Origin of the sequence: Agromyces bauzanensis (assembly GCF_014645655.1) — a bacterium.
Classification (GTDB): Bacteria; Actinomycetota; Actinomycetes; order Actinomycetales; family Microbacteriaceae; genus Agromyces; species Agromyces bauzanensis.
Genome location: NZ_BMMD01000008.1, coordinates 65605 through 84671 on the forward strand (window position 1 = coordinate 65605; position 19067 = coordinate 84671).

Here is a 19067-nt window from a genome sequence, read left to right on the forward strand (position 1 = left end):
GGGGCGCGCCCCGATGGACTCGGGCACCCGGCGGGTCTGCGTGCCGCTCTGGTAGTGCTCGAGCAGCCGCCCGGTGACGAGCGTGAGCTCGCCCTCGGCGGGACGCCGACGCACGGACTCCCGTACCGACACGGCGACGAGGCGGGCGAGGCCGTCGGGGTGTGCGAACCGGTCGGCGAAGAGCCGGGGCGTGCCGGCGCTGCCGCGCGGGTACGGCCAGTAGGCGAGCACCCGCAGTTCGTCGCGGACCCCCGTCGGCGGCATGACCGCCCGGCGACGACGGATGACGCGGCCCTCGAGGTTCGTCATGGTGCCCTCCTCCTCGGCCCACTGCGTCACCGGCAGCACGACGTCGGCGAGCGCGGCCGTGGCGGCGCTCGTGGCATCGGCGCAGAGCGCGGCGCCCGACCTCGCGGTGGAGGACGCGTTCGTCGACGTGCAGGCGCCCGACGTGGCATCCGTGCTCGGCTCGCTGGTGACGGGCCACGACCCGGTGATCGTGCCGCTCCTGCTGTCGGCGGGCTACCACGTGCATGTGGACCTCGCGCGGACGGCGGCCGGGGCATCCGGCCCGACCCTGCCCGGCGGGATCGAGCGACGCACGCGCCGTCGCCGACTGCCGCGACGTCGGCCGGCGCCTCGCGCAGCGCATCGGGCGCCCCGTGGCCGTCGGCTTCATCTCGGCGGCGCGACCGGCGCAGCCCGACGCGATCGCGCGGCACGTGTCACGCGTGGTGCGTCGCGAGCTACCTGCTCGCCCCGGGACGTTCCACGATCGCGCGGTCGCCGCCGGTGCGACCGTCATGACCGCGCCCCTCCTGCGGCCGGATGCCCCGCCGCCCACGGCCCTCGTCGAACTCGTGCTCGACCGCTTCGCCGCGGCCCGCGCGCTCAGCCGCGCTGCGTGAGCACGATCGGGTCGCCGTCGGTGACCGCGATGGTGTGCTCGGAGTGCGCGCCGCGCGACCCGTCGGCGCTGCGCAGCGTCCAGCCGTCGGGATCGGTGAAGATCCGGTCGGTGGTCGCCAGGAACCACGGCTCGATCGCGATGACGAGGCCGGGCTTCAGGGGCAGGCCCCGCCCTGGGCGGCCGTTGTTCGGGACGTGCGGGTCGCCGTGCATGGTGCGTCCCACGCCGTGCCCACCGAAGTCGGTGTTGATCGGGTAGCCCTCGGCCTTCGCGACGTCGGCGATGGCCCGGGAGATGTCGCCGATGCGGTTGCCGGGGCGCGCGGCGGCGATGCCCGCGGCCAGTGCGCGCTCGGTCGTGTCGATGAGCCGCAGGTCCTCGGGGCGCGGCGTGCCGACGACCACCGAGATCGCCGAGTCGGCAACCCAGCCGTTCACCTCGGCGGCGAAGTCGAGGTTCAGCAGGTCGCCGTCGCGGAGCCGGTAGTCGTGGGGGAGGCCGTGCAGCACCGCGTCGTTCACCGACGTGCAGAGCACCTTGCCGAACGGGCTCGCGCCGAACGACGGGTGATAGTCGATGTAGCAGCTCTCGGCGCCCGCGTCGCGGATCATGTCGTGCGCGAGGGCATCGAGCTCGAGCAGGTTGACGCCCGCGGCGGCAGCCTTCGACGTCGCCTCCAGCACGCTGGCCACGAAGTGGCCCGCGGGTCGCATCTCCTCGATCTCGGCGGGGGTCCTCAGTTCGATCACGCTCATCCTCTCCGAGTCCATTCTGGCGGCTCCGCCCTGAGTGAACACCCGGCCCGCTCGAAGGCGGCCAGGGTTACGCTGTGGCCATGCTGATCCGGCGTGCGTTCCTCTGGTGGCTGGTCGCCGCGGCCGTCGTGCTGCCGATCTGGCTGGGCGTGGGCTGGGTGACCTTCGGCCGGGGCGGCTGGGGCACCCTCGGCCTCGTGATCACCGTACCGATCACCTTCATCACGCTCGCGGTCGTCGCGCTCCTCGTGAGGATCCGTCCGACCGTGCGCGCCGACCGGGCAGCCTCGTGGATGGACGTCGGCGTGGTCGGAGCGCTGCACGCCGCCGTCATCGGCATCGGGTTCTACGGCGACTCGGGCGCCTTCTTCGGCGTCATGGCCATCCTGCTCGCGATCGTCGCGTTCTGGAGTTCCGTGTGGCAGCTCATCTCCGACGGTGCCAAGCGCATGGAGGCCACCATGGTCGAGTTCGAGCGCCTTGCCGCCGAGCAGACAGGGCAAGGCAGCGGGGATACCGCGTCCCGCCCGTTCACCCGCGTCGACGAGGAGATCATCGTCATCCAGGAGCGCACGGAGCGCACCGAGCGCACCGACGGTGGCGGGGAGCGTACCGACAGCGGGCAGTGACCGCGACAGGGCATCCCACCGTGTTCGCCTGTGCTTCGGGGAGCGCTTTGGCGCGCCGGGCTGCGGCATGGCACAATAGACGATTGTGCCGCCGCAGGTCTCTGCCTCCGGGGAGCAACGCACGACGCGAGCGATCGCGCAGGCGGCACCGGACATTCCATCCATGATCCGCGTTCGACCGGTGGCGGGCGCAGAGAGCGAACCATCATGCACATCCTCGACCACGTCGACGCCGCGAGCCTGAGGTCGGACATCCCCGACTTCCGCCCCGGCGACACCGTCAAGGTGCACGTCAACATCGTCGAAGGCGCGCGCTCGCGCATCCAGGTCTTCCAGGGCGTCGTCATCGGCCGCTCGGGCGAGGGCGTGCGCGAGACCTTCACGGTTCGCAAGGTCAGCTTCCAGGTCGGCGTCGAGCGCAAGTTCCCGGTGCACTCGCCGGTCATCGACCACATCGAGGTCGTCACCCGCGGCGACGTCCGTCGCGCGAAGCTGTACTACCTGCGCAAGCTCCGCGGCAAGAAGGCGAAGATCAAGGAGAAGCGCGGGAGCTGATCCGATCGACGCCGCCGCCCGCGCGTCGCGAGCGGCTCGTCATCGTCACCGAGCTCCCCACCCCTAGACTGGGTGGGGAGTTCGGGCGGTCAAATGACAGAAAAGGCAAGCACCACGCGGATGGACATGGACCGCGCGGGCTCGGTATCGGCACGCAGGAAGAAGAGCACCCTCCTCTTCCTCAGGGACCTGCTCGTCATCTTCATGGTGGCGGTGCTCGTCTCATTCCTCATCAAGACGTTCCTCATCAGGTCGTTCTTCATTCCGTCGCAGTCGATGGAGCAGACCCTCGTGATGGACGATCGCATCATCGTGAACGAGCTCGTGCCCGAGGTCACGCCCATCACGCGCGGCGACGTGGTCGTCTTCAAGGACCCGGGCGGCTGGCTCCCCGCGCGCGAGGAGGCTCAGCAGCCGCCGCTCATCGCCGCGGTCGACTGGTTCCTCGCGTTCGTCGGCCTCTCCGCGCCCGACTCGAACGACCACCTCGTGAAGCGCATCATCGGCCTGCCGGGCGACCACGTCGTCTGCTGCAACGCGCTCGGGCAGCTGAGCGTCAACGGCGTGCCGCTCGACGAGCCGTACGTGGCGCTGCCTCCCGGTGAGACCAAGGTGTCGCGCGACGACTTCGACGAGGTCGTGCCCGACGACTCGCTGTGGGTCATGGGCGACAACCGCTACAACTCGAAGGACTCGCGCTACAACGGCGAGACGCCGCTCGAGGGCTTCGTGCCAATCGACAACGTGGTCGGCCGGGCGTTCGTGGTGAGCTGGCCGGTCGACCACTGGTCTTGGCTCGGCAACTACCCCGAGACGTTCGCCGGCGTCGACGAGGGAGCGGGCTGACCATGACGCCGCCCGTCCCGGTTCCGTCGTTGAAGCTCGAGCGCGAGCTGTTCGGCTCGGGGGCATCCATGGTGCTCGCCTGCGACGAGGTGGGCCGCGGCGCGCTCGCCGGCCCCGTGACGGTCGGGATCGTGCTGATCGACCCGAGCGTGCGGCGCATGCCCGCCGGCCTCCGCGACTCCAAGCTCATGCCCGAGCCCAAGCGCGAGGCGATGGCGCCGAGGGCGTTGTCCTGGGTGCACGCGTGGGCCGTGGGCGAGGCATCCGCCGCCGAGATCGATGAGCACGGCATCATGGCGTGCCTCGGCCTAGCGGGAGCGCGCGCGTTCCAGGCGCTGACCGCGGCCGTCGAGGTGGCCGCCGACGCGCCGCTCGTCCTCGACGGCAACCACGACTGGCTGAGCGCGTCGATCGAGCGCCGCGTGCGGGTCACGACGCGCATCAAGGCCGACCGCGACTGCGCGTCGGTGGCCGCGGCATCCGTCATCGCCAAGGTGCACCGCGACGGCGGCATGCGCCGCGCGCACGACGAGCTGCCGCTGTACGGCTGGGACGAGAACAAGGGCTACTCGACCCCCGGTCATTTCGCCGCCCTCGACGAGCACGGCCCGAGCGCCTTGCACCGCACCACGTGGTTGCACGAGCGTCCGGCCGAGGCGCCGACGCTCTTTGACCTCGGCGTAGGATGAATGCCGATGGATGAGGACGAATTCGAAGACTACGACCGCGAGGTCGAGCTGGCCCTGTACCGCGAGTACCGCGACATCGTGTCGCAGTTCCAATACGTGGTCGAGACCGAGCGCCGCTTCTACCTCGCGAACGAGGTGGAACTCGTGCGTCGCGACACCGAGCACGACTTCTACTTCGAGCTCAACATGAAGGACGTCTGGGTCTGGGACGTCTATCGCGCCGACCGGTTCGTGAAGTCGGTGCGCGTGCTCACCTTCAAGGACGTCAACGTCGAGGAGCTTGCGACGCGCGAGTTCGAGCTGCCCAAGGAGCTCGCGCTCGACGAGTGACTCTCCCGCAGCGGGCCTGTGGAAAGCCGGATCCCTGTACGGATCGCCTCCGCCGGCCATGAGGCACCGCCGCGCACCGCCACGCTGTTCGCGGAGGTGGTGCGGATGGCCCACAACGCGGAACTCGGTCGGCGCGGCGAACAACTCGCGGTCGACCACCTGCTCGGTCGTGGCATGGAGGTGCTCGACCGCAACTGGCGGTGCCGGCTCGGCGAGATCGACATCGTCGCGCGCGACGGGCACGACACGGTCTTCGTAGAGGTGAAGACGCGCACCACCCACGACTACGGGCATCCGTTCGAGTCGATCACGCCCGTGAAGCTCGCGCGCCTGCGACGGCTCGCGATCGCGTGGTGCGAGGCGACGGATGCGGCCGTCTCGCGCATCCGCATCGACGCGGTCGCGGTACTCGCCCCCACCGAGGCGCCGGCCCTCATCGAGCATCTCGAGGGGATCAGCTGATGCCGGTCGCCCGCACCCGTTCCGTGGCGCTGCTCGGACTCGCCGGATCGATCGTCGAGGTCGAGGCCGACCTGTCGAGCCAGTTGCCCGGGTTCGTGATCATCGGCCTGCCCGATGCGGCGCTCGGCGAGGCGCGCGAGCGCGTGCGCTCCGCTGCGACGAACGCCGGCTGCCCGCTGCCGCAGCGTAAGCTCACGATCAACCTGTCGCCCGCGGCACTGCCGAAGCACGGGTCGGGGTTCGACCTCGCGATCGCGCTCGCCTGCCTCGCGGCGTCCGGCGACGTGTCCGTCGAGTCGATCGATCGCGTCGTGCACCTCGGCGAGCTCGGCCTCGACGGCCGGCTGCGCCCGATCGACGGCATCCTGCCGGCGGTGCTGGCCGCCGCGCGCGCCGGGCACGACACCGTCATGGTGCCCGAGGCCAACGCCGCCGAGGCGGCGTTGGTGCCGGGTGTCGAGGTGATCGGCGTCGCCTCGCTCCTCGACGCCGCGATCAGGCACGGCGGCCGGTTCGACGAGCGCCCGGTCGATCCGGTGCCGGCGCTCGCGCGGTCCGACGCAGGGCCGGTCGCCGTCGGCGATCTCGCGGATGTCGCGGGCAACCACGAGGCCGTCGACGCCCTGCTCACGGCGGCCGCGGGCGGCCACCACCTCTTCCTCCTCGGGCCGCCGGGCGCCGGCAAGACCATGCTCGCGTCGCGGCTGCCGGGCATCCTGCCCGATCTCGACGCCGATGCCGCACTCGAAGTCGCGTCGATCCGGTCGCTCTCTGGCCTGCCGCTCGACGGTGGCCTGTCCAGTCGCCCGCCGTTCGAGGCGCCGCACCACACGGCTTCGGCGGCAGCGATGGTGGGTGGCGGCAGCCGCGTCATCCGCCCGGGCGCCGTGGTGCGCGCCTCGCACGGCGTGCTCTTCCTCGACGAGGCTCCCGAGTTCCCCGCCAGTGTGCTCGACGTGTTGCGGCAGCCACTCGAGTCGGGCTCCATCGCCATCCACCGTGCGAACGCGGTCGCCTCGTTCCCGGCCCGGTTCCAGCTCGTGATCGCCGCGAATCCCTGCCCCTGCGGCAATGCGGGCGTGAAGGACTCGACGTGCACGTGCACGCCCATGATGCGGCGCCGGTACCTCGCCCGCATCTCGGGGCCGCTCCTCGACCGCATCGACCTGCAGATCCCCGTGCCGCGCATCACCGCCGCCTCGCTGCGGATGGCGGGCGAGCAACCCGGGATGACGAGCGTCGAGGCGCGGCGTCGGGTCGTCGAGGCTCGCGCCGTTGCGCACGAGCGGCTTCGAGGCACGCCGTGGCGCACGAACGCCGAGATGCCCGGGCCGTGGCTCCGGGGTGCCGGGCGCCTCCATCCCGGCGGCCGGGCCACTGCCTCGCTCGACTACTCGCTCGAACGCGGCGGCATCACCATGCGCGGCTACGACCGCGTGCTGAAGACGGCATGGACGCTCGCCGACCTCGACGGTGTGACCGCGCCCGACGCGGGGCACGTCGGCCGTGCGCTGCTGTTCCGGAAGGGGATCACGGCATGAACGTCGTCGAACGCTCGGCGAAGCAGTCGGAGGCCGAGTTCGCGGCGGTGCGTCGCGGCGTGGTGGATACGGAACCGGGCGATCTCGACGCGTTCGCGAGGGCGGTGCTCGGGCTCGTCGCCGAGCCCGGCGACGGGGTCCTCGGGCGGGTGATCGCGGCGATCGGGGCCGTCCGCACCGCGGAGCTGCTGTTGGAGCGCGTCACGGGCGAGACGCTCTCGGGCGCCGTCGCCGGCGCCCGCGGCGACCTCGACGAGCGGGAGGCCGCCACGGGCCTGGATCGCTGGCTGCCACGACTGGATCATGCGGCCTTCGTACGCTCGCTCGGGCAGGCCGCACGGGTCGGCGCCGGCTTCGTCGTGCCGGGTGACCGTGCCTGGCCGGCACAGCTCGACGAACTGGGCGCGCACTCCCCGATCGGCCTCTGGGTGCGTGGCCGCCGGGATGCCCTGGCACGAGACATCCGCTCGATCTCGCTCGTGGGCGCGCGGGCCGCGACGGGCTATGGCGAACACGTCACCATGGAGGCGTCGGCGGGTCTCGTCGATCGCGGCTTCACGATCGTCTCGGGCGGCGCCTACGGCATCGACGGCATGGCGCACCGCGCCGCCCTCGCAAGCGACGGGGTCACCGTGGCGTTCCTGGCCGGCGGGGTGGACCGCTTCTATCCGCTCGGGCACGAGGCGCTGCTCGGCCGCATCGCCGAGACCGGGGCCGTGGTCTCCGAACTGCCGTGCGGCGCGGCGCCCACGAAGTGGAGATTCCTTCAACGCAACAGGCTCATCGCGGCGGCGGCCGACGCCACGGTCGTGCTCGAGGCGGGCATGCGCTCGGGGTCGATCAACACGGCTGGGCACGCTGCCGAGCTCGGCCGGCCGCTCGGCGCCGTCCCCGGACCGGTGACGAGCCCGGCCTCCGCGGGGTGCCATCGACTGTTCCGGGAGTACGACGCCGTGTGCGTCGTCGACGCCGAGCAGATGGCGGAGCTCGCGGGCGGGGGAGTGCCGGTGCGGGCACGTGGCGACGTGCGTCCGAGCGGGGCGAAGCGACGCGGGGGTGCCACCGAAGTGGATCAGGATGACGCGGCGCTCTCACCCGACGTGCTGCGAGTCACCGATGCACTGAGCACGCGGAGTCCCCGCAGCATCGATGAGATCGCGCGTCGCTCGGGCATGTCGGTGCTCGAGGTCATGGGCGTGCTCGGGCCGCTCGAACTCCACGGCGTCGCGCTTCGGCACGCCGACGGGTGGCTGCGCCGCCGCGTTCGGGGGTGAGTCTTGGTCGGATGCGGTGCAATTCGCTAAACTATTCTCGATCGAGAAGGGTTTACCATGAGCATGGTGACGGCGGCGGATGCCGCGGCGCAACTCGGCGTCACGCGTCGGCGGATCGCCGAATTGTGGGGTGCCGGCGATCTCCGCGGCCGGAAGTACTCATCGGGCCTCTTGATCGAACTCAGCAGCGTGCATGAACGCCAGGCGATCGGGCCGATCGAGGGAAGGCCGTGGGCGGAGGATGTGGTCTGGGGTGTCATCACGTCGCTCTCCGGGGCGGAGGCCGGCTCGAATGCGGAGGTTCGCCGAAGAATCGCGTCGAACGACGCGCTCTCCCTCGGCAGGCGCATCGCCGCCGCCGTGATCACCGCGCGCTTCGATGCGCGCCGGCCGGACCTCGTTCGCGACGCGCTTGCCCTCACCGGCGAGAGCGCGCTCGATCGGCTCCACGAACGATCGACGGTGCGTGTGGTCGGCGACTCGAACATGATCCATGGCTACGCACCCGCGGGCATCGATGCGGTCATCTCGCAGTACGACCTGATCGAATCGCTCACGGGCGAAATCATCGTGCATGGCTTCCGAAGCGGCGAGCCCCGCGTCCACGGCGCGACACCGCTCGCGCTCGTTGCCGCCGACTGCCTTCGCAGCCCCAACACCCGCGTGCGCCGAGCGGGTCTCGACGCGATCGAGCGAATGCGCACAGCGTGGCAGACAAGCGGCACCTGATCACCGTCGACGACCGATCCGGTGAGTACGAGCTGTTGTTCGAAGTCGCAGCGCTCCTGTCACCGGGGAGCTGGACGCTCGTGGGTGGAGCGCTCGGGCCGCTCGGGCCGCTCGTTTGCGCGAGTGATCGGGGATAGCTCAGCGCCCTGCCCACCAGCGCGGCAGGTCGGCGATCGAGTCGAGCACGGCGTCGGGCGTGATGTCGCCCGCGAGGTCGGCCTCGGTGAACTTGCCGGTGCGCACCAACACACCGACGAGGCCGGTCCGTTGGGCGCCCTCGACGTCGGTGCGAATGTCGTCGCCGACCATCACGACCTGGTCGGGCGCGAGGTGCAGGTCCTCGACGGCCGCGCGGTAGAACGCCGGGTCGGGCTTGCCGAGCACCACCGCGTTCCGGCCGCTGGCGTACTCGAGTGCGCGAACGTACGCACCCGCGTCGAGGCGGAGGCCGTCGACGGCACGCCAGTACCGGGTCAGCCCGAGCGCGACCAGCGGCGTGCCGGGGTCGCTCATGAGGAGGCGGAAGGCGCGGTTCAGCGTCGCGAAGTCCCATCCCTTGCCGAGGTCGCCGACCATCACCGCACCGGCGCCCTGCTCCGACGCGCCGGGCAGCGGCTCGAGTCCCGCGAACTCGGTGGCCGTGGCATCCGGCACGAACAGCGCCGGGCGCTCGATGCCCTCCCGGCGCAACCACGCCGCCGCGACGACGCCGGGCGTGAGGATCCTCGACGTGTCCGCGGTGATGCCCATGCGTGCCAGCTTCTCGACGATCGCGCTCCGTGGACGCGAGGAGGTGTTCGTCAGGTAGCGGTGCGGTATGCCCTCGCGCGCAAGCCACGAGATCGTCTCGGAGGCACCGGGCAGCGCCTCGTCGCCCACGTAGACGACGCCATCGAGATCCAGCAGGACACCCGCCATGCCTCCATCATGCATCGCGGGCGCGACCATATGCTGGGCGAGGATGCCTGCGCGCAAGGAGGCCTGGATGCAGCTCGGACGATACCCCGCGGCCCGACATGTCGTGGCCCATGTCAGCGACACGCACCTGCTCGCCGAGGGCGCGCCGCTCGGCGGCGTGGCCGACACGGTCACGGCACTCCAACGCACCACGACCCAACTGGCGCGGCTCGGCGGCACCCTCGACGCGATCGTCGTGACCGGCGACGTCACCGACCTCGGCGAGGCCGACGCCTATCACCGCATCCGGGCCGCGCTCGAGCCGCTCGCCCGTGAGACGGGCGCCGAGCTCATCTGGGTCATGGGCAATCACGACGAGCGTGGAGCGTTCCGTTCGGAGCTCCTCGACGAGCCCGCCACCGAACAGCCCGTGCACCAGGTCGTGCAGGTCGGCGGGCTTCGCGTCATCGCACTCGACACGAGCGTGCCGGGCTACCATCACGGCGCGCTCGACGCGGCATCCCTCGCCTGGCTCGACGCGGTGCTCGCCGATCCCGCCCCTGAGGGCACCGTGATCGCCATGCACCACGCGCCCATCGCGACGCCGCTCTCGCTCATGGACGTGCTCGAGCTGCGCGACCAGGACGAACTCGCCGACATCGTGCGCGGACGCGACGTGCGGATGATCCTCGGCGGACACCTGCACTACGCCGCGAACGGCATGTTCGCCGGCATCCCCGTCTCGGTCGCGGGCGCGACCTCCTACACGATGGACCTCTCCACGCCGCCCGGTGAGCTCGAGGGCATCGACGGCGGCCGGTCGTTCACGCTCGTGCACGTCTACGATGACTCGATCGTCACGTCGGTGGTGCCGGTCGGGCCGTTCCCGCTCGTGACGAGCTTCGGCGCGGAGTTCCTCGCCGAGGTCGAGCGGCTGTCGCCCGATGGGCGACTCGAGCGATTCTCGCGCAAGCGACCGCCGAGCCCGTGAGCGAGCCATGACACTCGAAGGGCTGGTCGACGACTACCTCGCGCACGTGCGTACCGAGCGCGGGTATTCCGAGCACACCGTCGCCGCGTACCGCGCCGACCTCGTCGAGCTCGTCGGCTTCGCCGCCGAGCGTCAGGTGGAGGATCCCGCCGGGGTCGAGCTCGCGCTCCTGCGCGACTGGCTGTGGGCGGCGACGGAGCGCGGACTCGCCCGCACGAGCATCGCCCGCCGCGCGGCATCCGCCCGCGGTTGGACGGCGTGGTTACATCGGCGCGGGCTCATCGTCGCCGATCCGGGCGTGCGACTCAAGGCGCCGCGGGCGCAGCGCACGCTGCCGCGCGTCGCGACCGAGCGTGCCCTCGCCGAGGCACTCGCCGCGCTCGCCGACCGCGCGGCGGGTGGCGACCCGGTGGCCGTGCGCGACGCCGCGATCGCGGAGCTGCTGTACGCGTCGGCGCTGCGCGTGTCGGAGCTGGTCGGCCTCGACCTCGCCGACGTCGACCGCCGGCGTCGCACGGTGCGCGTGACCGGCAAGGGCGCGAAGGAACGCGTGGTGCCCTACGGGGCGCCGGCCGCCCGCGCGCTCGACCGCTACCTGGAGGTGGCGCGGCCGGCGATCCTGGCGGCCGCGGTCGAGCACCCGGGAACAGCCGGGGGAGCGGCATCCGATGCGGTGTTCCTCGGCGTGCGGGGCGGCCGCCTCGGCGTGCGCAGCGTGCACCGACAGATCGCCGCGATGCTCTCGTCGATTCCGGGTGCGGGCCCCAGCGGACCGCACGCACTGCGCCACAGCGCCGCCACGCACCTGCTCGACGGCGGCGCCGACCTGCGGGCGGTGCAGGAGTTCCTCGGACATGCGAGCCTCGGCACAACGCAGATCTACACGCACGTTTCGGCGGAACGTCTCAAGCAGAGCTACCGGACCGCGCACCCGCGCGCCTGAGTCACGAAGAACCCATCGGCAGCAGCACGGCGCGCGGCAGCCCGCCGAGGAACAGGAACGGCGACACGTACTCGCCGTCGATCCTGACGCCGAAGTGCACGCACACCGCGTCGCAGTGGCCGCCGGATGCCACGGTGCCGATCACCTGGCCCGGAGTCACCGCCGTGCCGGCCGCCACGGCGCCCTCGACCGGCTCGATGGCGCTCAGGACCCCGTCGCCGTGGTCGATCGACACCACGTCTCGCCCGGCGACCGGTCCCGCGAAGCGCACGACGCCGGGAGCCGGTGCGACCACGACGTCCCCGTGCGATGCGGCGACGTCGATACCGCGGTGCCCGGCCGCGTAGGGAGTGGGCGGGGCCCGGAACGGCGCCACCACCGCGATCGGGGGCGGCACCGGCCACACCCAGGGCTCGGTGGGCCCGATCGCCGTGGTCGCGGGCGCCGGCTCGCCGTGCGCCGCCGTGGGCATCAGCCACGCAGCCGCAACCGCGGCCGCGAACAGCAGGGCGGATGCCACGACGGCGACCACGATCCGGTGGCGCTGCGGCGGGGCAGCAGGCGAGCGGTCTGAGGTGGGCGGTCGGCCGGGTGCGCGGAGTCGGCGGGAAGCGGGCATGCCTCGATGCTCGGTCCGGCCGAGGCATCCGTCGCCCGATCCGCGTGAATCCGTGCACGCCTCGGAAGCCCGCGCGGTTGGGGAGGACCGGTGCCGATGGTAGAGTGTCGAGAGCGCCTCGGCCTGCCGGGGCGACTACGCGTGCCATTTCGGCCGACGACTCCACTCAGTCCCGCTCGGAAGAGCGGGCGGAGCCGTGCCGGGCACCAGGGCTCCCGACCGCCGGTCGGAGCGACAACTGAGAACAGAAGGAGTACGGCTCATGGCCGTCGTCACCATTCGCCAGCTGCTCGACAGCGGCGTGCACTTCGGGCACCAGACCCGCCGTTGGAACCCGAAGATGAAGCGCTTCATCTTCACGGAGCGTTCCGGCATCTACATCATCGACCTGCAGCAGTCGCTCGCCTACATCGACAAGGCGTACGACTTCGTCAAGGAGACGGTCGCCCACGGCGGCACCATCCTCTTCGTCGGCACGAAGAAGCAGGCCCAGGAGTCCATCGCCGAGCAGGCCAAGCGCGTCGGCCAGCCCTACGTCAACCAGCGCTGGCTCGGCGGTCTCCTCACGAACTTCACCACGGTGTCCAAGCGCCTCGCGCGCATGAAGGAGCTCGAGGAGCTCGACTTCGAGGGCACCACGAGCGGCTTCACCAAGAAGGAGCTGCTCATCAAGAAGCGCGAGCTCGACAAGCTGCACAAGTCGCTCGGCGGCATCCGCAACCTGTCGAAGACCCCGTCGGCGCTCTGGGTGGTCGACACCAAGAAGGAGCACCTCGCGATCGACGAGGCGAAGAAGCTCGGCATCCCCGTCATCGGCATCCTCGACACGAACTGCGACCCGGACGAGGTGCAGTACCCGATCCCGGGCAACGACGACGCGATCCGCTCGGTGAGCCTGCTCACCCGCATCGTCGCCGACGCCGCCGCCGAGGGCCTCATCGAGCGCCACCAGAAGCCCGAGGCCGAGGGCAACGTGTCGGCCGTCGAGCCGCTCGCCGAGTGGGAGCAGGAGCTCCTCCAGGCGCAGACGCCCGAGCAGTCCTCCGCCGAGACCGCGAAGGTCGACGAGGCGACCGCCGAGGCCGCCGAGATCGAAGAGGTCGTCGACGTGGTGTCTGCGGATGCCACCGCGGAGGCCGCGACCGAGTCCGAGGCGGATACCTCGGGCGCCGCCGCTGCCGAGACCGAGTAACACCCCTCCACACACGACCACGAGTCCAGGAGACTTCCACAACATGGCCAACTTCACTCTCGAAGACGTCAAGACCCTGCGCGAGCGCCTCGGCACCGGCATGGTCGATACCAAGAACGCGCTCGTCGAGGCCGACGGCGACCTCGAGAAGGCGGTCGAGCTCCTCCGCCTGAAGGGCGCGAAGGGCAACGCCAAGCGCGCCGACCGCTCCACCGCCGAGGGCCTCGTCGCCGCCGTCGAAAATGGCGACGGCACCGCCACCCTCATCGAGCTCGCCTGCGAGACCGACTTCGTCGCCAAGGGCGACAAGTTCGTCGCGCTGGCCGACCGCGTGCTCGCCGCTGTCGCGGCAGCTCGTGCCGAGACCGTCGAGGCCGCCCTGGCTGCGCCGGCCGAGGGCAAGACCGTCGCCGACGTGATCAGCGAGGAGGCCGCGATCCTCGGCGAGAAGGTCGAGCTGCGTCGCATCCGCCTCGTCACGGGCGAGCACTTCGCGATCTACCTGCACAAGACGTCGAAGGACCTGCCGCCGCAGGTCGGCGTCGTGCTCGGCTACTCGGGCGACGACGCGGACACGGCGCGCAGCATCGCGCAGCACATCTCGTTCGCCGACCCCGAGTACCTCTCGCGTGACGACGTCCCCGCCGAGTCGGTCGAGAAGGAGCGTGCGATCGTCGAGCAGATCTCGCGCGAGGAGGGCAAGCCCGAGGTCGCCCTCCCGAAGATCATCGAGGGTCGCCTCGGCGCCTACTTCAAGCAGGTCGCGCTCCTCGAGCAGGACTACGCCAAGGACAACAAGCTGTCGGTGCGCAAGGTCGTCGAGGACGCGGGCCTCACGGTGAGCGACTTCGTTCGCTTCAAGGTCGGCGCCTAGCCAAGGTGAGGGAGCCCGGTTCGCGCAGGCGATCCGGGCTCCCTTATCCGTGCGCGGCGCGCTTCTTCCACTAGTTTTGACACGGGCATGAAGGAACGGGGTCGAGGATGACGGAACGCAGGCGAAGGGTCATGCTGAAGCTGTCGGGCGAGGCGTTCGGCGGTGGGGCACTCGGCGTCAATCCCGACGTCGTGGCCGCGCTGGCCAGGGAGATCGCGGACGCCGCGCGCACCGTCGAGGTCGCGATCGTCGTCGGCGGCGGCAACTTCTTCCGGGGCGCCGAGCTCTCGCAGCGCGGCATGGACCGCGGACGTGCCGACTACATGGGCATGCTCGGCACCGTGATGAACTCGCTCGCACTGCAGGACTTCCTGGAGCAGGCGGGCGCCGAGACGCGCGTGCAGTCGGCGATCTCGATGACCCAGGTCGCCGAGCCGTACATCCCCCGCCGCGCGGAGCGCCACCTCGAGAAGGGCCGGGTCGTCATCTTCGGCGCCGGCGCCGGACTTCCGTACTTCTCGACCGACACGGTCGCCGCACAGCGTGCGCTGGAGATCGGCGCCGACGTCGTGCTCGTCGCGAAGAACGGGGTCGACGGCGTGTACTCCGACGACCCGCACACCAACCCCGACGCGCACAAGATCGACCGGATCAGTTACCAGGAGGCGCTGCAACGCGGCCTCAAGGTGGTCGACTCCACGGCGTTCAGCCTCTGCATGGACAACGGCATGCCCATGCAGGTCTTCGGCGTGGAGCCGAGAGGCAACGTCACGGCCGCCATCCTCGGCGCCGACCTCGGCACCGTCGTGAGCAACGGCGTGCCCGCGTCCACTCGATAGACTGTCCCGAGTAGCGAACCAGAAGGAGCTCCCGTGATCGCGGATGTACTGTCCGATGCCACTGCACGCATGCACAAGGCCGTCGAAGTCGCCAAGGACGACTTCGCGACGGTGCGCACGGGACGCGCGAACCCCCAGCTCTTCCAGAAGATCATGGTCAGCTACTACGGCACGCCCACGCCGCTGTCGCAGCTCGCCTCGCTGCAGAACCCCGAGGCCCGTACGCTCGTGGTGACGCCCTACGACAAGAGCGCCACGCGGGACATCGAGCAGGCCATCCGCGACACGCCCAACCTCGGCGCCAACCCCTCCAACGACGGCAACATCATCCGTGTGACGCTTCCCGAGCTCACCGAGGAACGCCGCAAGGAGTATGTGAAGATCGTGCGCTCGAAGGCGGAGGACGCCAAGGTGTCGGTGCGCAACATCCGTCGCAAGGCGAAGGACGACCTCGACGCGCTCAAGGGCGAGGTCGGCGACGACGAGGTGTCGCGCGCCGAGAAGGAGCTCGAGCACATCACGAAGACGAACGTCGACGCGATCGACGACGCGCTGAAGCGCAAGGAAGCCGAACTCCTCGAGGTCTGAGGGGCACACGATGTCGGGCGTCCCAAGGGAGGATCAGTCGGACGCCGGGGGGCATGACCGAACCGCGCGTGAGGACTTCCGCGCGCAGGTGCATGCGCGCAAGGCCGATCTCGAGCGGCAGTTCGAGGCCTCGAAGGCGCAGTTCGACGAGGCACAGGAGAAGATCCAGGCGCGCACCGGTCGCAACCTGATCCTCGCGATCATCATCGGCCTCGTGTTCGGCGGCGCACTGCTGCTGAGCCTGCTCGTCATCAAAGAGCTGTTCATGCTCTTCGCGGTGGTGCTCGCGGGGTTCGCGAGCTACGAGCTCGCGCAGGCGCTGCGCAAGGACGACTACCGCGTGCCCCGCATCCCGACCGTCGCGGTCGCGGTCGCCGCGGTGCCGGCCGCCTACTACGGTAGTGCGGGCGGGCAGTTCGTCGCCGTGATCGTCGGCATCGTGGTGGTGAGCCTGTGGCGGCTGGCCGAGCAGGTCGTGCCGAGCCTGCGCCGCACAGGCGCGAGCCTCGTGCGGGACCTCATCGCCGGCGCGTTCGTGCAGGGTTACGTCACGTTCCTCGCCACGTTCGCCGTCGTGCTCACGGCGGCCGAGGGCGGGCAGTGGTGGACTTTGGCGTTCATCGTCATCGCCGTGGCGGCGGACACCGGCGCGTACGCGACGGGTCTGATGTTCGGCAGGCACCCGATGGCGCCCGTGATCAGCCCGAAGAAGACGTGGGAGGGCTTCGCCGGGGGAGCGGCGGCGAGTCTCGTCGCGGGCGTGCTGCTCTCCACGCTCATGCTCGGCAACACATGGTGGTTCGGCCTGATCTTCGGCGCCGCCATCTTCCTCACGGCGACGCTCGGCGACCTCGCCGAGTCGCTCGTCAAGCGCGACATCGGCATCAAGGACATGAGCTCGTGGCTGCCGGGCCACGGCGGATTCCTCGACCGGCTGGACTCGATCCTGCCGTCTGCGGCCGTCGCGTTCGTGGCGTTCCGGATCTTCGGTTGAGCGTTCGGGATAATGGTGCGGTGGATTCCACCTTCCCCCGCGCACGCAAGCCTCACCTCGGGTACAACATCGAACAGGTCGAGGAGTTCCTGCAGGTCGCACGTCGTGCCTATGACGGCACGGCCCGACCCGGCGATCCGCCGCTGAGCGCGGAGCGCATCCGGCTCGCCGCCTTCGCGATGCAGAAGCGCGGGTACTCGACCGCGCACGTGGATGCCGCGCTCGAACGGCTCGAGGACGCGTTCGCCGCCGAGGAACGCCAGGTGGCCGCCCGGCTGCACGGCACGGAGGCGTGGCTCGCCGAGGCCCGCACGACCGCCCAGGTGATCACGAACCGGCTCGCCCGTCCCGAGGGCGAGCGCTTCGATCGGGTCAGCCCCCTCGCCCTCGGCTACCGCGTGCGCGAGGTCGACCGGTTCGCCGACAAGCTCACCCGCTATTTCCGCGACGGATGGCCCATCTCGATCGACGACGTGCGCACCGTGGTGTTCACGACGCAACGCGGCGGCTACCGCGAATCCCAGGTCGATCTCGTGCTCGACGCCGTCGTCGATGTCATGCTCGCAGTGCGGTGAGTGTCGGTTCGACGGGGCCGCGGCGGCTCGGATACACTCGACGAATCGTGGGCAGGCATATGGGATCGGATGAGGCGGCCGTCGCCGTGCGCCCGCATACGACGAGCACCCGCACGCGCGGTCCGGTCAAGCAGGCGGCGGTCGTGGTGTTCGCATTCGCCGCCTCGGTCAGCTTCCTCCTCGTGAACGTCGTCGACCCCTTCTCGGGCGCGACCGCCTCGCCCGACTTCGCACGCGACGGCGATCGGTTCGGCGGCGCAGAGGTGCAGGCGTACGACGTCGATGGCGACTACACCATCGGCGTCGCCCGCGAAGGCTACGTCGTCGAGAAGAAGCCCGAGGTCAGGCTCGCGCCCGCCTCGACGTCGGCCAGCGGGTGGGCGCCGCCTGCCATCACGCCCGACCCCGGGTCGGCGCAGGCCTACGCGGCAGGTGCCGTGGCCGCGCGCGGTTGGCCCTCGACGGAGTTCGACTGCCTCGTCGCGCTCTGGGGCAAGGAATCGGGCTGGCGCGTGAACGCCTACAACCCGTCGAGCGGCGCCTACGGCATCCCGCAGGCGCTTCCGGGCTCCAAGATGGCGACCGCCGGCGCCGACTGGGAGACGAACGCCGCCACCCAGATCGAATGGGGCCTCGGCTACATCCAGGGCCGTTACGGCACCCCCTGCGGCGCCTGGGCGCACTCGCAGGACGCCGGCTGGTACTGAATTCCTGTCGGGTCATCCGTGCCCGTGAACGGGCGCCCACGGGCGACCCTAGACTGGAACCATGGCGCGCTCGAACCGATCCCGGGGACGTGCGGCCCGTGCGCGTGAGCCGCATCCTGAGCTCGACATCGAGCGCATGACGGCGAGCTGGCGGCGCATCGAGGTCCGGGGCGGACGCGAATGGAACGTCCAGCCGGTCTCCGAACTGCAGGCCGTGAAGCCGTACCTCTGCCCCGGCTGCGGACTCGAGGTGGCGCCGGGCGTCGCCCACCTCGTGGTCTGGCGCGCCGACGGCGTGCTCGGCGACGCCGCCGACCTCGCCGCACGCCGCCATTGGCACATCCACTGCTGGAGGATCGTCACCCAGTGACCCACGAGAACCACATCGAGATCAGGGCCGGCGTCGAGTTGCCGGCGATCCGCGAGGAGATCGAGCTGCGCACCGCCGACGGGCTCACGCTCGTGGGAGAGCTGGCCACCCCGGTCGACCGGCCGCCCGTCGCGACGCTCGTGACGTTGCATCCGCTGCCGACCGCCGGTGGATTCATGGACTCCCACATCCTGCGGAAGGCGGCCGCCCGACTGCCTGCGTTGGCGGACCTCGCGGTGCTGCGGTTCAACACCCGCGGCACCACCTCGCCGCGCGGCACCAGCGAGGGATCGTTCGGCGAGGGCATCGAGGAGCGAGCGGATGTCGCGGCCGCGATGGCGTTCGTCGCCGAGCGCGGCCTGCCGAACCCGTGGCTGGTGGGCTGGTCGTTCGGCACCGAGCTCGCGCTCAAGTACGGGCTCGACCACGGCATCGCCGGAGCCGTGCTCCTGTCGCCGCCGCTGCACCGCACGAGCGAGGAGGAGCTCAGGCGCTGGAACGCGTCGTCGGCGCCCATCGTCGCCCTCATCCCCGAGCACGACGACTACCTGAGGCCCGACGCCGCAGCGGAGCGGTTCGCGGTGCTGCCGCGCGTGCGCCGCATCGACGTGGCCGGCGGCAAGCACCTGTGGGTCGGCGAGGCGCAGACCCGTCGGGTGCTCGAGGAGATCGTCGCGGCCGTGAATCCGGCGGCGCTGCCGCTGCCGACAACCTGGCCCGCGGCATCCGCCACGGACTGATTTCCTCGTCGAACAGGG

24 protein-coding genes and 2 pseudogenes are annotated in these 19067 nt (G+C 70.9%); 22 read left to right on the forward strand and 4 right to left on the reverse strand.

The window, feature by feature from the left end; translation table 11 throughout:
* Positions 1-285: 285 nt before the first annotated feature.
* Positions 286-351, reverse strand: a pseudogene (locus tag IEX31_RS19550) (hypothetical protein); the annotation flags it as partial.
* Positions 352-379: 28 nt separating this feature from the next.
* Between IEX31_RS19550 and IEX31_RS19555 the strand changes: the two are divergent.
* A pseudogene (locus tag IEX31_RS19555) lies at positions 380-499 on the forward strand (hypothetical protein); the annotation flags it as partial.
* Positions 500-533: 34 nt separating this feature from the next.
* The gene (locus tag IEX31_RS08585) at positions 534-908 is read left to right on the forward strand and encodes a sirohydrochlorin chelatase family protein (protein WP_188743021.1); all 375 of its coding nucleotides are present in this window, start codon (positions 534-536) and stop codon (positions 906-908) included.
* On the opposite strand, the gene map is transcribed toward IEX31_RS08585, so the two are convergent.
* Positions 892-1659, reverse strand: coding sequence for a type I methionyl aminopeptidase (map, locus tag IEX31_RS08590; RefSeq protein ID WP_188743022.1), 768 nt, complete (start codon positions 1657-1659; stop codon positions 892-894). The two genes, IEX31_RS08585 and map, sit on opposite strands and share 17 nt — an antisense overlap.
* Before the next feature lie 86 nt (positions 1660-1745).
* On the opposite strand from map, the gene IEX31_RS08595 reads away from it, so the two are divergent.
* From IEX31_RS08595 to IEX31_RS08635, 9 genes are all read left to right on the forward strand, one after another.
* Entirely contained in the window at positions 1746-2294 is a 549-nt protein-coding gene (locus IEX31_RS08595) for a hypothetical protein (RefSeq protein ID WP_188743023.1), read from the forward strand.
* A gap of 207 nt (positions 2295-2501) precedes the next feature.
* A complete protein-coding gene (rplS, locus tag IEX31_RS08600; protein ID WP_188743024.1) occupies positions 2502-2849 on the forward strand; it encodes a 50S ribosomal protein L19 in 348 nt (115 codons plus the stop codon).
* 120 nt (positions 2850-2969) lie between these two features.
* Positions 2970-3695, forward strand: a complete 726-nt coding sequence (gene lepB, locus IEX31_RS08605) for a signal peptidase I (protein ID WP_188743025.1) — start codon at positions 2970-2972, stop codon at positions 3693-3695.
* Positions 3696-3697: 2 nt separating this feature from the next.
* The gene (gene rnhB / locus IEX31_RS08610; RefSeq protein ID WP_188743026.1) at positions 3698-4384 is read left to right on the forward strand and encodes a ribonuclease HII; all 687 of its coding nucleotides are present in this window, start codon (positions 3698-3700) and stop codon (positions 4382-4384) included.
* 6 nt (positions 4385-4390) lie between these two features.
* Positions 4391-4714: a DUF2469 family protein gene (locus tag IEX31_RS08615; protein WP_130352672.1), complete on the forward strand. Its 324-nt coding sequence runs from the start codon at positions 4391-4393 to the stop codon at positions 4712-4714.
* Between the two features lie 105 nt (positions 4715-4819).
* Positions 4820-5176, forward strand: coding sequence for a YraN family protein (locus IEX31_RS08620; RefSeq protein WP_188743027.1), 357 nt, complete (start codon positions 4820-4822; stop codon positions 5174-5176).
* Positions 5176-6717: a YifB family Mg chelatase-like AAA ATPase gene (locus IEX31_RS08625; RefSeq protein ID WP_188743028.1), complete on the forward strand. Its 1542-nt coding sequence runs from the start codon at positions 5176-5178 to the stop codon at positions 6715-6717. Before IEX31_RS08620 ends, IEX31_RS08625 begins: the two co-directional genes overlap by 1 nt.
* Positions 6714-7991 (forward strand): DNA-processing protein DprA, encoded by a 1278-nt coding sequence (gene dprA, locus IEX31_RS08630; protein ID WP_188743029.1) that lies wholly within the window; start codon positions 6714-6716, stop codon positions 7989-7991. The genes IEX31_RS08625 and dprA overlap by 4 nt, the downstream gene beginning before the upstream one ends.
* Before the next feature lie 57 nt (positions 7992-8048).
* Positions 8049-8720, forward strand: a complete 672-nt coding sequence (locus IEX31_RS08635) for a hypothetical protein (protein ID WP_188743030.1) — start codon at positions 8049-8051, stop codon at positions 8718-8720.
* A gap of 138 nt (positions 8721-8858) precedes the next feature.
* Here IEX31_RS08635 and IEX31_RS08640 read toward each other — a convergent pair whose 3' ends face one another.
* Positions 8859-9638, reverse strand: a complete 780-nt coding sequence (locus tag IEX31_RS08640) for a TIGR01458 family HAD-type hydrolase (protein ID WP_188743031.1) — start codon at positions 9636-9638, stop codon at positions 8859-8861.
* Positions 9639-9705: 67 nt separating this feature from the next.
* Here IEX31_RS08640 and IEX31_RS08645 point away from each other — a divergent pair, with 67 nt between their 5' ends.
* Positions 9706-10608 (forward strand): phosphodiesterase, encoded by a 903-nt coding sequence (locus IEX31_RS08645; RefSeq protein WP_188743032.1) that lies wholly within the window; start codon positions 9706-9708, stop codon positions 10606-10608.
* 7 nt (positions 10609-10615) lie between these two features.
* Positions 10616-11551, forward strand: a complete 936-nt coding sequence (locus IEX31_RS08650; protein WP_188743033.1) for a tyrosine recombinase XerC — start codon at positions 10616-10618, stop codon at positions 11549-11551.
* Position 11552: 1 nt separating this feature from the next.
* Here the strand turns inward: IEX31_RS08650 and IEX31_RS08655 are convergent, their stop codons facing one another.
* Complete coding sequence (locus IEX31_RS08655; RefSeq protein ID WP_188743034.1) at positions 11553-12170, reverse strand: M23 family metallopeptidase; 618 nt, start codon at positions 12168-12170, stop codon at positions 11553-11555.
* Positions 12171-12432: 262 nt separating this feature from the next.
* Here IEX31_RS08655 and rpsB point away from each other — a divergent pair, with 262 nt between their 5' ends.
* The 9 genes from rpsB (at position 12433) to IEX31_RS08700 (ending at position 19049) form a co-directional block, all read left to right on the forward strand.
* Entirely contained in the window at positions 12433-13362 is a 930-nt protein-coding gene (gene rpsB / locus IEX31_RS08660; protein WP_188743035.1) for a 30S ribosomal protein S2, read from the forward strand.
* 43 nt (positions 13363-13405) lie between these two features.
* Positions 13406-14236 (forward strand): translation elongation factor Ts, encoded by an 831-nt coding sequence (tsf, locus tag IEX31_RS08665; protein WP_188743036.1) that lies wholly within the window; start codon positions 13406-13408, stop codon positions 14234-14236.
* A 107-nt stretch (positions 14237-14343) separates the two neighbouring features.
* Positions 14344-15075 carry a UMP kinase gene (pyrH, locus tag IEX31_RS08670; RefSeq protein WP_188743037.1) on the forward strand — a complete coding sequence of 244 codons (732 nt, stop codon included), beginning with the start codon at positions 14344-14346 and terminating at the stop codon, positions 15073-15075.
* A 33-nt stretch (positions 15076-15108) separates the two neighbouring features.
* Positions 15109-15663 carry a ribosome recycling factor gene (gene frr / locus IEX31_RS08675; RefSeq protein WP_188743038.1) on the forward strand — a complete coding sequence of 185 codons (555 nt, stop codon included), beginning with the start codon at positions 15109-15111 and terminating at the stop codon, positions 15661-15663.
* A gap of 10 nt (positions 15664-15673) precedes the next feature.
* Entirely contained in the window at positions 15674-16657 is a 984-nt protein-coding gene (locus tag IEX31_RS08680; protein ID WP_188743039.1) for a phosphatidate cytidylyltransferase, read from the forward strand.
* Positions 16658-16677: 20 nt separating this feature from the next.
* Positions 16678-17232, forward strand: coding sequence for a DivIVA domain-containing protein (locus tag IEX31_RS08685; protein ID WP_188743040.1), 555 nt, complete (start codon positions 16678-16680; stop codon positions 17230-17232).
* Between the two features lie 47 nt (positions 17233-17279).
* Entirely contained in the window at positions 17280-17939 is a 660-nt protein-coding gene (locus IEX31_RS08690) for an aggregation-promoting factor C-terminal-like domain-containing protein (protein ID WP_229662205.1), read from the forward strand.
* Positions 17940-18000: 61 nt separating this feature from the next.
* Entirely contained in the window at positions 18001-18309 is a 309-nt protein-coding gene (locus IEX31_RS08695; protein WP_188743041.1) for an Rv1322 family protein, read from the forward strand.
* Positions 18310-18323: 14 nt separating this feature from the next.
* A complete protein-coding gene (locus IEX31_RS08700) occupies positions 18324-19049 on the forward strand; it encodes an alpha/beta hydrolase (protein WP_188743103.1) in 726 nt (241 codons plus the stop codon).
* Positions 19050-19067 lie beyond the last annotated feature (18 nt).

Coding starts and splice junctions, on each gene's coding strand:
- pyrH (WP_188743037.1), top strand. CDS start 14,344: ATGACGGAACGCAGGCGAAGGGTCATGCTGAAGCTGTCGGGCGAGGCG.
- IEX31_RS08650 (WP_188743033.1), top strand. CDS start 10,616: ATGACACTCGAAGGGCTGGTCGACGACTACCTCGCGCACGTGCGTACC.
- IEX31_RS08585 (WP_188743021.1), top strand. CDS start 534: ATGTGGACCTCGCGCGGACGGCGGCCGGGGCATCCGGCCCGACCCTGC.
- tsf (WP_188743036.1), top strand. CDS start 13,406: ATGGCCAACTTCACTCTCGAAGACGTCAAGACCCTGCGCGAGCGCCTC.
- IEX31_RS08655 (WP_188743034.1), bottom strand. CDS start 12,170: ATGCCCGCTTCCCGCCGACTCCGCGCACCCGGCCGACCGCCCACCTCA.
- rnhB (WP_188743026.1), top strand. CDS start 3,698: ATGACGCCGCCCGTCCCGGTTCCGTCGTTGAAGCTCGAGCGCGAGCTG.
- IEX31_RS08620 (WP_188743027.1), top strand. CDS start 4,820: ATGGCCCACAACGCGGAACTCGGTCGGCGCGGCGAACAACTCGCGGTC.
- IEX31_RS08695 (WP_188743041.1), top strand. CDS start 18,001: ATGGCGCGCTCGAACCGATCCCGGGGACGTGCGGCCCGTGCGCGTGAG.
- IEX31_RS08635 (WP_188743030.1), top strand. CDS start 8,049: ATGAGCATGGTGACGGCGGCGGATGCCGCGGCGCAACTCGGCGTCACG.
- IEX31_RS08615 (WP_130352672.1), top strand. CDS start 4,391: ATGGATGAGGACGAATTCGAAGACTACGACCGCGAGGTCGAGCTGGCC.
- lepB (WP_188743025.1), top strand. CDS start 2,970: ATGGACATGGACCGCGCGGGCTCGGTATCGGCACGCAGGAAGAAGAGC.
- rpsB (WP_188743035.1), top strand. CDS start 12,433: ATGGCCGTCGTCACCATTCGCCAGCTGCTCGACAGCGGCGTGCACTTC.
- dprA (WP_188743029.1), top strand. CDS start 6,714: ATGAACGTCGTCGAACGCTCGGCGAAGCAGTCGGAGGCCGAGTTCGCG.
- IEX31_RS08625 (WP_188743028.1), top strand. CDS start 5,176: ATGCCGGTCGCCCGCACCCGTTCCGTGGCGCTGCTCGGACTCGCCGGA.
- IEX31_RS08680 (WP_188743039.1), top strand. CDS start 15,674: ATGTCGGGCGTCCCAAGGGAGGATCAGTCGGACGCCGGGGGGCATGAC.
- IEX31_RS08595 (WP_188743023.1), top strand. CDS start 1,746: ATGCTGATCCGGCGTGCGTTCCTCTGGTGGCTGGTCGCCGCGGCCGTC.
- IEX31_RS08640 (WP_188743031.1), bottom strand. CDS start 9,638: ATGGCGGGTGTCCTGCTGGATCTCGATGGCGTCGTCTACGTGGGCGAC.
- IEX31_RS08645 (WP_188743032.1), top strand. CDS start 9,706: ATGCAGCTCGGACGATACCCCGCGGCCCGACATGTCGTGGCCCATGTC.
- rplS (WP_188743024.1), top strand. CDS start 2,502: ATGCACATCCTCGACCACGTCGACGCCGCGAGCCTGAGGTCGGACATC.